At 66.9% G+C, this 12,384-nt stretch carries 10 protein-coding genes; 2 read left to right on the top strand and 8 right to left on the bottom strand.

Going from position 1 to position 12,384, the window contains the following annotated elements; genetic code table 11:
• Positions 1-18: 18 nt before the first annotated feature.
• The 4 genes from R2770_00245 to R2770_00230 are packed head-to-tail and all read right to left on the bottom strand — an operon-like array spanning position 19 to position 3,999.
• A complete protein-coding gene (locus R2770_00245) occupies positions 19-543 on the bottom strand; it encodes a J domain-containing protein (GenBank protein ID MEZ5278877.1) in 525 nt (174 codons plus the stop codon).
• 23 nt (positions 544-566) lie between these two features.
• Positions 567-1,436 carry a hypothetical protein gene (locus R2770_00240; GenBank protein MEZ5278876.1) on the bottom strand — a complete coding sequence of 290 codons (870 nt, stop codon included), beginning with the start codon at positions 1,434-1,436 and terminating at the stop codon, positions 567-569.
• Positions 1,433-3,574: an anthranilate synthase component I gene (locus R2770_00235; protein ID MEZ5278875.1), complete on the bottom strand. Its 2,142-nt coding sequence runs from the start codon at positions 3,572-3,574 to the stop codon at positions 1,433-1,435. Before R2770_00235 ends, R2770_00240 begins: the two co-directional genes overlap by 4 nt.
• Positions 3,571-3,999 carry a co-chaperone GroES gene (locus R2770_00230; GenBank protein ID MEZ5278874.1) on the bottom strand — a complete coding sequence of 143 codons (429 nt, stop codon included), beginning with the start codon at positions 3,997-3,999 and terminating at the stop codon, positions 3,571-3,573. Before R2770_00230 ends, R2770_00235 begins: the two co-directional genes overlap by 4 nt.
• A 68-nt stretch (positions 4,000-4,067) precedes the next feature.
• Between R2770_00230 and R2770_00225 the strand changes: the two genes are divergently transcribed.
• Positions 4,068-4,940 carry a CPBP family intramembrane glutamic endopeptidase gene (locus R2770_00225; protein ID MEZ5278873.1) on the top strand — a complete coding sequence of 291 codons (873 nt, stop codon included), beginning with the start codon at positions 4,068-4,070 and terminating at the stop codon, positions 4,938-4,940.
• Here R2770_00225 and R2770_00220 read toward each other — a convergent pair.
• From R2770_00220 to R2770_00210, 3 genes are read right to left on the bottom strand one after another with little or no spacing between them, the layout of a single operon-like run.
• Positions 4,937-5,854, bottom strand: a complete 918-nt coding sequence (locus tag R2770_00220) for a TIGR03564 family F420-dependent LLM class oxidoreductase (protein ID MEZ5278872.1) — start codon at positions 5,852-5,854, stop codon at positions 4,937-4,939. The genes R2770_00225 and R2770_00220 overlap by 4 nt on opposite strands.
• Positions 5,855-5,863: 9 nt before the next feature.
• The gene (gene ribD, locus R2770_00215; protein MEZ5278871.1) at positions 5,864-6,865 is read right to left on the bottom strand and encodes a bifunctional diaminohydroxyphosphoribosylaminopyrimidine deaminase/5-amino-6-(5-phosphoribosylamino)uracil reductase RibD; all 1,002 of its coding nucleotides are present in this window, start codon (positions 6,863-6,865) and stop codon (positions 5,864-5,866) included.
• A gap of 13 nt (positions 6,866-6,878) precedes the next feature.
• Positions 6,879-7,388: a MogA/MoaB family molybdenum cofactor biosynthesis protein gene (locus R2770_00210; GenBank protein MEZ5278870.1), complete on the bottom strand. Its 510-nt coding sequence runs from the start codon at positions 7,386-7,388 to the stop codon at positions 6,879-6,881.
• Positions 7,389-7,430: 42 nt separating this feature from the next.
• Here R2770_00210 and R2770_00205 point away from each other — a divergent pair, with 42 nt between their 5' ends.
• Positions 7,431-11,021: a BTAD domain-containing putative transcriptional regulator gene (locus R2770_00205; protein MEZ5278869.1), complete on the top strand. Its 3,591-nt coding sequence runs from the start codon at positions 7,431-7,433 to the stop codon at positions 11,019-11,021.
• Between the two features lie 190 nt (positions 11,022-11,211).
• Here the strand turns inward: R2770_00205 and R2770_00200 are convergent, their stop codons facing one another.
• A complete protein-coding gene (locus tag R2770_00200; protein MEZ5278868.1) occupies positions 11,212-12,384 on the bottom strand; it encodes a pyridoxal phosphate-dependent aminotransferase in 1,173 nt (390 codons plus the stop codon).

Below are 12,384 nucleotides of genomic sequence, written 5' to 3'. Positions count from 1 at the left end.
CGATTGTAGGGCCGTGGTTCAGTCGCGTCCGTGGCTCGAGGCCATGACGAAGAACGGTGCCAGCAGGAACGCCACCAGAGAACCCACCAATGTGGCCAGCCCGAGGCGCCACAGGGCCGAGTTCTGCATGACCGCCGAAACGAAGATCAGCAGCATCCCGGCCACGAAGGCGATCGGCGCTGCCCTGACGAAGACCTTGGCAACGCCGCCGATGGGCACACCTGGCGCGTCGGCGATGGCGTCGTGGTCCCACTCGGGTTCGCCGCCCTGATCGCCGTCTGGCGCACCCATGTTCACGCCGGGCCGCTCGGGCACAGGCAGCGTCAGGTCGTACCGCCGACGCGCCTCTGGGTCAGACAGGACCTCCCACGCGGCGTTGATCGACCTCATCTCGCGCTCGGCCTCGCTGATGGCCGAAAGGTCGCTGCCGGCGGTGTCGGGGTGGTGGCGTCGCGCCTGGCGCAGGTAGGCGGCCCTCAGCTGCTCGGAGGTGGCGTCGCGCTCGACCTTGAGAACCTCGTAGTGGGTGCGTCGGTCGGCCACGGGGCGAGGATCCTGGGTCTGCCCTAGAACAACGACGCTACGGTCGTCGGCCGGCCTTGGATGGTGGCTTCAGCGCCGGGTTCGACCCAGCCTGTCAGGTAGGCGAGCCCGAACCAGCTGTCGCCAGCGGAGGCCACCGAAGTCAGGTTGCCCGCCGCGACGACCTGGCCATCAGCGTCGGCACAGTCGACGGCGTCGCCCACCGACATGGGTCCCACCGAGGTGACCCGGCGCAACAACCGTCGCCGCCCGCCACGGGCGTGGATGCGCTCGACCAGCTCTTGCCCTCTATAGCAGCCCTTCGAGAAAGACACGGCGATGTCGATCAGGTCGGTCTCGTTCGGAATTGTGTCCTGCGTAATGTCGCGGCCCATGGTGGGCAAGCCGTGCGCCACACCCAGCGCCTCGGCGGCGTCGGCTGCGACCTCGAGGGCGAACGAGCCAACGAGATCTGCGGGGGTGTCGAAGATGTCGACTGCGACCCCACCCGACCACGGCCTGTCGACACACGCGGCACCCAACCGGGCCCGAGCCGTGGTCGTGGCGTCGGCCCCGAACACCGTGATGACCGTCGAAGAGGCGAGCTCGAAGTCGACCTTGGTGCGCAGCTTGAAACGCGCCACAGAGTCCAACAGTGCCTGGCCCCACCCGGCGTCGGTGTCGAGCACGAACACTTGGTCGCCCGAGCGCACCACGCGAAAGAACGCATCGACCTTGCCCTGGGGTTGGAGTACAAACGACCATCGGGCCTCGCCAACGGCCATGTCGGCGATGTCGTTGGAGACCTGGCTGTGCAGATACGAGGCGGCCTCGGGTCCGGTTGCGGTTATCAGGTCGCGTTCGACCGAGAAGAACCCCTGATCGGGCAGCTGGCCCTGCTGTTGCATGTTCATCGGCCGAGCCTCTCGACGGCGTTGCGGACGAGCGACAAACCAACCCCATCGTCGAGCGACATGATCGACTCTGGGTGAAACTGCACGGCCGCCAGCGGCAGCGTGCGGTGCTCGACAGCCATCACCACGCCGTCGTCGCTCATCGCGGTTATCTCCAGCGACTCGGGCAGGGTTGCCGTGTCGGCGTGCAGCGAGTGGTACCGGCCCACCCTGAACCTGGAAGGCAGCCCCTCGAAAAGCCGCCCGCCTAGCACCTCGACCTCGGAAGGCTTGCCGTGCATCGGAATCTCGAGCTGTCCCAGGGTGCCGCCCTGGTGTTCGACGATGCCCTGCAGCCCCAGGCAGACACCAAAGACCCCAAGCCCGAGGTCGATCGCCGCCTGTACCGATTGGGCCACCCCGAAGTCGGCGGGGCGGCCGGGCCCTGGCGAGAGCACGACCAGCTCGGGGGCGTCGGCCGCCATCTCGGCGAGGTCGAAACCCGCCCGACGGGTGGTCACGTCGGCCCCGACCTGGCGCAGGTAGTTGGCCAGGGTGTGCACGAACGAGTCGAGATGGTCGATCAGCAGAACGCGGCGCGACTGCGAAACGACTCGAACCGTCGGTTCCTGGGCCCGCGAACGTGGAAGCCGCAGGGCGTCGAGGAACGCTGAGGCCTTCAGCTCGGTCTCGGCCTCTTCGGCTTCGGGGTCGGAGTCCCACAGCAGGGTCGCACCGACCCTGACCTCGGCATGGCCGTCCTTGATGCGTATCGTCCGCAGGGTCAGGCCGGTGTTGAGGCCCCCGTCGAAACCCACCTTGCCCACGGCGCCGCCATACCAGGCGCGAGGCGTGCGCTCGTGGTTCTCCAGAAACATCATCGCCTTGGCCTTGGGTGCGCCGGTGACGGTGACCGCCCAAGTGTGGGTCAAGAAGGCGTCGAGGGCGTCGAACCCATCGGCGAGGCGCCCCTCGACGTGATCGACGGTGTGGATCAGACGTGAGTAGAGCTCGATCTGGCGCCGGCCGATGACCTGCACAGAACCAGGCACACAGATGCGGCTCTTGTCGTTGCGGTCGACGTCGGTGCACATCGTCAGTTCGGACTCGTCCTTTTCGCTGTTGAGCAGGGCGAGGATCTGCGAGGCGTCGTCGATGGGGTCGCGACCGCGGGCGATGGTGCCAGAGATGGGGCACGTTTCGACCCGGTCGCCCTCGACCCTGACGTACATCTCGGGCGAGGCGCCGACCAGCCACTCTGACTGTCCCAGGTTGATCAGGAAGCCATAGGGCGATGGGTTCTGTTCCTTGAGCCTGCGGAACAGTTCGGACGGTGGCTCGGGGCAGCTCTCTACGAAGGTCTGGCTGGTGACCACCTCGAACAGGTCGCCGCGAGCGAAATATTCTCGGGCGACCTTGACGCCCTGGGCGTAACCACCGTGCTCGTGATCGCGGTAAGGCTCGAGCTGCAGGTCCGGCTCGAAGCCCGACAGGTCGCCGCGCCGCTCGACGCCGACGGTAGAGCGGCCCCCGACAGTGAAGTCGTAGCGGCGGCGCTGGGCTATGCCGTGCTGGTGGTCGACCACCACGAGGTCGTCTGGCAGGTATAGAACCAGGTCGCGCTGGTCGTCTGGCCTGGGCAGCACCAGGTCGATCGGCTCGAACTGGAAGGCCAGGTCGTAACCAAAGGCTCCGTAAAGCCCCAGGTGTGGTTCGTCGCTGGCGAACAGGTCGATGATGGCTCGCACCACCGAAAACGACGACGGCTGCCGGCTGCGCTCGCTTTCGTCGAAACGACGGGTGGGCCGCTCGATACGACACCAGAGCCGTTGATCGTCAGCGCCGAGGTCAACCACTCCGTCGACTTCCGAGAGGGCCTCGGCGATGGGGCCCAACAACACCGAACCTCGGGCGTTCAGCGCCTGCACGTCGACACGATTGGCGGCAGCGGTCACCACCAGCGGCGGCTGCACGAAACCCATGTCCCAGCGGGTGTATCGACCTGGGTATTCGTAGCTCGACGACAGCAGCAGGCCGCGTTCGGAGTCGAGACGGTCGACGAGATCTTCGATGGCCACCTCGTGGTCTACGTCGCTGGTCTCGACATCGACCACCACCCCACCCTGGGTGCGGTACCTGTGCATCGACGGCGAATTCACAGATACAACCCTGTCGAGTTGGCCTCGACCCTGGTGGCCGCTATGGCGTGCAGGTCTCGTTCCCGGAGAATTATGTAGTCGTCGCCCTGGACCTCGACCTCGTAGCGGTCTTCGGGGCTGAACAGCACCCGATCACCGACCTTGGCTCCCCTGACGTTGGAGCCCGTGCCGACCACCTCACCCCAGACCAGTCGCTTGCTCATCTGGGCCGTCGCCGGGATGAGGATTCCGCCGCTCGACCTGCGCTCGCCCGAATCGCTCGACAACGAAACCAGCAGCCTGTCGCCCAACATCTTGATGGGAAGGCGCTCGCCCGCAGTCTTGCTCTTGGGTTGTGGTTGGCCAGATGCCTCGGCGGCAGAGGGTTCTGGTGCGGGTTGATCTTCGACAGGATCGGACACGGTGGTCAAAACTACAAGGTTCACCGACTGCGACACCTGCTGATTCGTCGAGGTGGCGCGACGGGGGCGGAGATGTGTTAGAGAATCAGTCGGTGGAAGCCGAGACAGACTCCGAATCGACCTCAACGCCTTCGGCCCAGACCAGCGCCCCCGCGTTTGTGAGCGAGCTGTCGCAGGTGAAGCCCCTCGAGTGGATGGCCGTGGCTGGTGGACTCGTCCTGGCGCTGGCGTTCTGGTGGCTCGACTCGATCTTCACGTCCAAGGCCGAAGACCGCCTGGACACCCAGTATTTCGAGCTCCACTCTGCGGCTATCGCCGCGGCGCTGACAGCATTGGTTGCCTATGCGCTGTTGACCTCGGCTGGCTGGAGACACCTGGCCGGCGTCAGCGGGCAGTGGGTACCGCAGGGGCTGCGGCGTTCGGTGGTGGTTGTGGTCGCCTGCCTGGTGCCCCTCATCGCCATACGTGCCTCACAGTGGGATACACCCCTGCGGGTTCTGGCGGTGAGCCTCGAGAACATAGCGGGCGCTTTGATGGCCGAGTTCGTGTTCAGGGGCGTGGTGCTGGTGTTCATCGCGTCGGCACTGGCCAAGCATCGTTACGGCGTTCTGTGGGCGGCGGTCGCCACGGCGCTGATCGATGCCGCGGTGGGCGGCGGCGGATCTCTCGTTGTGGTCGGGTTCGTGTCGTCGTTGTGCTTGACGGCCGTCGTGCTCGAGTGCCGCAGCATCTGGCCCGCAGTGGTTCTGCACGCGCTGCTGAACCTGTTTGTCGACATCCCGTTCGACGCGCAGGGAATGCCCGGCTCCAGCGGCTGGAAGACCGTGTCGCTGTTGCTGCTGGCAGCCGGTGCCGGGTTTGCCCTGAAGCGACTCAGCGACGCGGCTCAGCCGTGGACGGCGCTGATGAGCGCCAATGTCGCCCCGATCGAGCCTGCCTACACCAGCTTCAACCCTCTGGGTTAGCGGTTGGCCTGCACCTGGCCCAACACCGCCATGGTGCGCGCCCGCTCGTCTGGGTCGGATGCCACGACCACTGCCGTGAAGTCGGTTGCTCCCGATTCGGCGATGCGTGCCAGCCCTTCTCGAACATGGTCCTCAGACCCGATGAGGCTGATCTCCTCGACCCCGTGTACGCCCTCGATGTCGAGCATGGCGCGGTACGACGGCAGACTCGCGTAGTCCTTCAACATCGCGCCGACGAACTGGCGCGTGGGCTGAGGGTTGTCGGTGACGGCCACCGGAAGGCTGCACACGACCCTCGGCTGGGCCCTGTCGGCCTTGGCCGCAGCGTCGTTGATCTTGGGCACGATCTGGGTTTCGAGGGTGCGCGGGCCGACACACCACAAGATGGTGCCAGCAGTACGCGACCCGGCGATTTCGAGCATGCGATCGCCCAGGGCGGCGAGCATGATCTGCGGGGGCGTCGAAGTGGGCCTGGCTGCCTCGCCCACGAAGGACCACATGTCGCCCTCGTATGAGGCAGAGCCCTCGGCAAGCAGCGGCTCGAGGACGTTGAGATAGTCGAGGATCTGGCGGATGGGTCGTTCCCAGCGCATTCTCCAACGCCCTTCGACCGTGGGCTGATGGGCGAGCCCGATGCCCAGAACGATGCGACCGCCGGTCGCCGCCTGGGCGGTGAGCGCCTGGGCAGCCAGCGCTTGGGGATGCCGGGGCCAGGTGGGAACCACGGCTGTGCCCAGCTCGATGAGGGTGGTGTCGCGTCCGGCCAAGGCCAGGGTGGTCAGCGCGTCCATCAAGCCGGTCTGAGCCAACCAGTAGGTCGAGAAGCCGGCGTCGTCGCTGGCGACGATGTCGTCGACGATCTCGTCGAGGTTCGGCTGCGCCAGCAGCCCTGATCCGTTGATGCCGATATCCATCACGCCAACCTAGCGCGCACCGCCGCGGCGGCCCGGCTCGAGGGTGACCCTGATGTCTTCGCCCAGAGTCGTGACCTCGACCAGGCGGCCCCGCCACACCTGGGATATGTTGGAGGCGCCCGCGCCGACGAACATCGGGTGGGCGTCGTCGCCCGCGAACAGCATCGGGGCCAAGTACACGACGTATCGATCGACGAGGCCGGCCGAGTGCAGGTCGTGGGCCACTCGTGCGCCCCCTTCGACCAGCAGGTCGATCACGCCGTCGGCTCCGAGACGGTCGAGCACCTCGGGCAGGGGGCCCGACAGTTCGGTGCATGGTCGAACGCGGGCATCTGAAGGCACCGATCCCAACACATATCGACGGGGGTTGGTGCCTTCGACATGCCTGACGTCCAGCGCGGGGTCGTCGACCCTGACGGTGCCGGCGCCGACCAATATGGCGTCGCAGCGGGCGCGCATCCGGTGAACATCGGTGCGCGCCGCTTCTCCGGTGATCCATCGGGACGAACCGTCAGGCGCCGCTGTTCGCCCATCGATCGAAGCCGCCAGCTTCAGGGTGACGAACGGGCGACCGGTGGTTCGGTGATGGAGGTAGGGGCCCAACTGGTCGAGCACCAGGTCTTCGGCCGTGCCGACTGACACCTCGATGCCCGCCGAGCGAAGTGCAGCAACGCCGCGCCCGTTGACCTTTTCGTCTGGGTCGAGAGTGCCGACGACCACCCGCTCGACCCCGGCAGCCATCAGGGCATCGGTGCACGGCCCGGTGCGCCCGTGGTGGCTGCAGGGCTCGAGGGTGACATAGGCGGTCGAGCCTCGGGCCGCGCCGCTGGCGGCCTCCAGAGCCACGACCTCGGCGTGTCTACCAGGGGGCGGCTCGGTCGCGCCCGTGAAACGAGCGCCGTCGGCGGCCACGATGGCGCAGCCAACCCAAGGATTCGGGGCCGTCGAGCCCCGCACCCGGTCGGCTGAGGCGATAGCCGCCAGCATGTGGTCGCGGTCGGATGCCGGCACGTCTTTGGGCCCGTCAGTGAGAGGTGTGGGCGCCGTTCAGCAGACGCACCGCGTGGGGCAATACGTCGGCCACGGCCTCGAAACACTCGACGCATCCCTTGGTGCTGCCAGGGGTGTTCAGCACGATCGCCGAACCGGCGGTACCGGCGATCCCCCTGCTGAGTCGTCCGAGGGGGTTCACCAAGCGCATGGCCTCGGCCAGGCCGGGCGCCTCGCGATCGATGACCTTGCGGGTGCCTTCTGGGGTGAGGTCTCGCGGCGTGAAGCCCGTTCCGCCGGTGGTCACGACGATTCCGCTGAACCCGTCGGTCATAGCCGACAGCGCGGCTGCAACCTCGTCGGTGCCGTCGGAGGTGACGCCGCGATCGACAACGGTGAATCCGGCTCGCTCGACAGCGGCCGCCAACGCCTCGCCGCTCTTGTCTTCGCGGACCCCGTGTACGACACCGTCCGAAACGGTGAGAACCTTGGCCTCGAGCCGCGACTGTTCGTCTGGTTGATGCTGGTGCGATCCGTCAGTCACGCACGGCAGCGTAGCGGTGTGTAGTGCCCTAGCTTGGTGCCCATGGTGAGGCTGACGGTGCGGCTGCTTGGGGCCATGGTCGTCGAGGTCGACGGCCGACGGGTGCCCGCACCGGCGTCGCGGCGGGCCCAAGCCCTGCTCGCCTACCTGTTGTTGAACCCGGGCCCGTCCAGCCGCAGCTCGCTCATCAACGGTCTTTGGCCCGACCTGCACGATGAGACGCGCGGACGCAAACAACTGAGCCAAGAGTTGTGGCGGGTGCGAAACACCCTCGAAGAAGCGGGCGCGGCGTCGCTGGTCGAGAACTCGAATCACTTCATCGGGCTTGCCACCACCCCACACCGACCAGACGGCGCCGACGAAGAGATCTGGTTGACCACAGACATAGCGGAGTTCGGCGAATTGATCGCCGCTGCAAGGCGGGCCAAACCGGGCTCGGCTGCCGAGCTGAGCGCGCTCGAAGAAGCCGCAGAGTTGTACGTCGGCGACCTGCTCGATGGGCTGTTCGACGACTGGCTCACCGTGCCTAGAGGAAACCTGCGCGACCAGGCCCGGCTGGTCTTTGACCGTCTGGTCGAGTTGCGAACCGCCAGAGGTCTGTACGACGCAGCCCGGCCGGTGGCGCGACGTCTGGTAGACCTCGATCCGTTGTCGGAGGAATCGCACCGACGCCTGATCAGGCTCGAGATGCTCAGCTCGCGACCGACGGCCGCGCTCGCGGCATGGAACGCCTGCAGGGAGATCCTGGAACTCGAGCTCGGCCTCGAACCAGACGAAGAGACGATTGCGCTTCGCGACGAGATCATCCGGTCGCGCTCCTCGACCCAACGCGCTGCGGGCGAGCCACCGGTCGGGGCGCACGCTCCGCTTGTCGGCAGGCGCCCGCAGATTGCGGCAGCAACAGCCTGCGCAGCCGATTTTGCCCGCGGGGCTCCGACCCTTCTGGCCATCGACGGAGGGTGGGGCGCCGGCAAGTCTCGCCTGCTCGACGAGTTCGGCCGTTCGGCCCGCGTGCGCGGCGCACGGGTCGCCCGAGCACACGGCGATCCGGCCGAACTGGCGACGGTGCGGTCGTTGCTGTCGTCGATCCTCACACCCATCGAGCTTCGGCGCCTGCGAACCAGGGTTCCCGCCCACTTACAACCAGCACTCGGCGTTCTGGTACCCGCGGTGGCGGGCAACGGCACCCGTGACACCAGGGACGAGTCGTCTCAGTCGCTGGCTCTGCTCCACGCGCTAGCCGCCCTATGCGAGACCCACGCGCTTGTGCTGGCGATCGATGACTGCCATCGCTGCGACGACCGATCGGCCGAACTGCTGCTCGACATAGCGAACAGCCTCGATGGGTCACGCCTGGCACTCGCCGTCACATACCGCGCGCAGGCGGTCGACAGCACCGCGGCGGCGGGCCGGCTGATCAACTCGGTCGCCGGATCGCCGGCTTGTCGCCAGCTGTCGCTGGGACGCCTCGATCGCGCCGACATTTCCGAACTGGTGCTGGCTACCAGTCCGTGGGTTGACGCCGACTCGACAACCGCAGCACTGCAGGCCAGCGGAGCCACGACTCCGTGGCTGGTCATCCACACCCTCGAGACCATGCAGCGGGTGGGCGCCGTGGCGCCATCTCAATTCTGGACCGACGATCTCTCCGATTCGACCATGGATGCCCTGGGCCTAGAGCTCGCCGGGTTGCCCAGCCCGCAGTCGGAGGTCTTGGCGGCGCTGGCCCGCAACGACGGTGTCGCCACCTTCGACGAGCTGACGCACCTGTGCCCAATGCCGCAGTCGACACTCGAACAGGCTTGCGAACGACTCGACCGCACAGGCCTCGTGAGCATCGACAGCGCCGAGCCGAGCGGCGTACGTTTGGTGGTTCCTCGGCTGGTCTTGGCAGTGCTTTCCGACCGGTCGCCCGGTGTCTCCCCGTTGCGACAGCCGGTGGGTTCATTGGCTGGGGTTGCCGACGCAGCGCTGAGAGTGGGCGACGTCGTTCGAGCAGCGACGGCGGTCGATGCCTTGCTGGACCAAGGCGGCACCTTCGACGACAGCGCTGAGGCTGTGCTGGGACGTGTGTTGCGAGCCGCGGCCACGCTCGGCGACCTCGAAGTCTTCGACCGGCTACTCCACCATGCTGAGGCTCGTCTGAGCCAAGCAACCATGCACCGACTGGCCGACGTTTGCGTTGCAGGTCGGCTTGCAGGTGGACGCGTAGACGAAGCTGAGGCCCTGCTCTCCGCGGCGTCGGCTGGCCAGGTCGATGGCGACCTCGCCACCCGACTCATGGTTGCCAAGGCCCAGATCCTCACCCATCGCGGCGACTTCGAGGCTGCGGAAGCCGAACTCGATGGTGTCGACCGGTCAGAGTCCTCGTCAGCCACGCGCCTGGCCATCCTCGAAGCCGAAACCGACCTCCTGTTGGCCAGCCGCCCTGGCGATCCGCGACTGGTCACGGCTGCAGAACAAGCCGCCGAGCACGCCGCCGGATCTGGCGACCTCGTCGGCCGAGTTCGGTTCACCGCCGCCGCAGCCTCAGGTCTTGCAAGCGACGACCTCGACGGTGCTATGGCCGTCTTCGGCCCGCTGATACAGCAGGTCCAGGTGATGTCGGCCGCCTCGGCCCTGGGAGCGCCGATGGTGCACTACGCCCGATGCTTGGCTGCGGCCGGTCTGAAGGGCACTGCGATACACGAGCTGAGCAGGTTTGTGTCTCATTCCAGCGCAAGCACTGAGCCCGCCCAGATGGCACGGGCGGTCATTGCGGTGACCCTCGCCGAGTTGACAGGTGACCACGAGCGAGTCGAGCCGATTCTCGGGCGTCTCGAGAGGTCGCCATTCACATCGGTGCGTCAGCATTTGGCGGCGGCGCGGGCCGCGCTCGCATTCAACCAAGGGCACCTCGAAGATGCCGGCGAGTGCCTTGACCTGCTCGAGTCGGCCGGCAAGAACGGCCAGCGGCCGAAATCGGCCCGCGTGATCCTGTGGCGTGCGCGTTTGGCGCGCCAGCTCGGCGAGTTCGACGACGCCCTGGCGATTCTCGACGAGCTGCCGCGGGGAACACTGGGCGAACGCCGCGCCGCCGGCGCCCTTCGAGCCGACCTGCTGGTGAGGGTGGGGCGCCACGATGCTGCGGTTCAGCTGCTGCACGGCATGATGCTGCGACCAGCTGCGGGCGCCTATCCCGAACTCGAATTGGCCAGCCTGCATCTGGCCGAAGCACAGGGTCGCGATCTGGATGCCACGGCCTCGCTCGACCGCGCATGGTCTGAGCTGGCCCGCAGCTACGCACCGCTCGACCCGTTGCTGGACGCCGTCAACCCCGCCCCCGAGGTCGCCGAGATTGCCGCCAGGCGGCGAGCGCAGTCGGCAGACGGCACGCGGCTGGTGGCAGTCGATGCCCGAGGCTCCGAGCATCTGATCGCCGTCGAGGCTGCGGCAGGGCTGCCGACCGACCAGCGACGCGCCGCCGTAGCGCTGGCGGTGCGGGCCGCTCGCGCGCTCGACGCCAAACTGGACCCACGGCTGGTGGCGAGGGTCTTCGGGGTCAGCGAATCGACGGCAAGGCGCGACCTGGCCGCCACCGGAGCCGCCCAGCAAAGGCGGTACGGCTCGCCGCAAAAGGTCACCCAACGTTGAGAGATTCTTGAGAGATGACTCACCCAAACTGAGCGGGCGCCATCAACAACTCCGGCGCATAACCGTTGTCGATGGCGGAGCACAGGACCGGTGGACGTCGACAATTCAGCGGGCACGACGGCGCCCGGGTGCCCGTGAACCGCACCCGGAGCGCCGAAGGCCCTGGCGGTTCTTTCGCGTTACGCGGTGCCTAGGGCCTTGGCTTCAGCGTTGCCAAGCGTTCGACGGCCTCGGTCAGCACCTCGGGTCGTTTGCAGAACGTGAAGCGCACCAACGACCGGCCTTCGTCGACATTGTCGTAGAAGGCCTGGGTGGGTATGGCGACCACGCCGGCCCGCTGGGGCAACTCGAGGCAGAACTCGACCCCGTCGGTGCCCCCGAGAGGCCCGATATCGGTGTTGACGAAGTAGGTCCCCTGGGGCACGAACACCTCGAAGCCGGCGGCGTCGAGACCGTTGCACAGCAGATCTCGCTTGGCTGCCATGTCGGCTGCGAAACGGCTGTAGTAGTCGTCTTCGAGGTCCAGTGCCACCGCCATCGCCATCTGGAAGGCGGGCCCACTGACGAATGTGAGAAACTGCTTCGCAGTGCGGATCGCGGTGATCAGGTCGGGTCGGGCGCAGATCCAGCCGATCTTCCAGCCGGTGAAGCTGAACGTCTTGCCGCCCGAGCTCACCACGATGGTGCGGTCTCTCATGCCGGGCAGGGTTGCCAACGGAACGTGCTGGCCCTCGAACACCAGGTGTTCGTAGACCTCGTCGGTCACGGCCAACAGGTCGTGCTCGATGCACAGCGCAGCGATCTGCTCGAGCTCGTCGAGTGCAAACACCTTCCCAGTCGGATTGTGGGGGGTGTTCAACAGCAACAAGCGGGTCTTCGGGGTTATCTGGCGGGCCAGTTCATCGATGTCGAAGTGATAGTGGGGTGGCCGAAGGGTGACTACGCGCTTGAAGCCTCCGGCCATGGAAATCGACGCTCCATAGCTGTCGTACCAGGGCTCGAAGGTGATGACCTCGTCGCCCACCTCGAGCAACGACAACATCACCGCGGCAAGCGCTTCGGTGGCTCCGGTGGTGACCTGCACCTCGGTGTCGGCGTTGTAGTCGAGGTCGTAGAAACGCTTCTGGTGCCGCGCTATTGCGTGTCTCAGCTCGGCGACACCCGGCATGGGCGGATACTGGTTGTGGCCGGCACGCATGGCCGCAATCGCAGCCTCGAGTACCTCGGCAGGCCCATCGGTGTCGGGGAAGCCCTGGCCCAGGTTCACCGCGCCGGTCTGGGCGGCAAGGGCCGACATCTGGGTGAAGATCGTGGTGCCGAAGCCCTGCAGGCGGGCGTTCAGGTTGGGAACTCGATGTGACAC

This window comes from Acidimicrobiales bacterium (genome assembly GCA_041394185.1).
GTDB lineage: Bacteria > Actinomycetota > Acidimicrobiia > Acidimicrobiales > Poriferisodalaceae > JAAETH01.
Note: the sequence above shows the minus strand (reverse complement) of the source record. Positions and strands in the feature narration are given on the sequence as shown.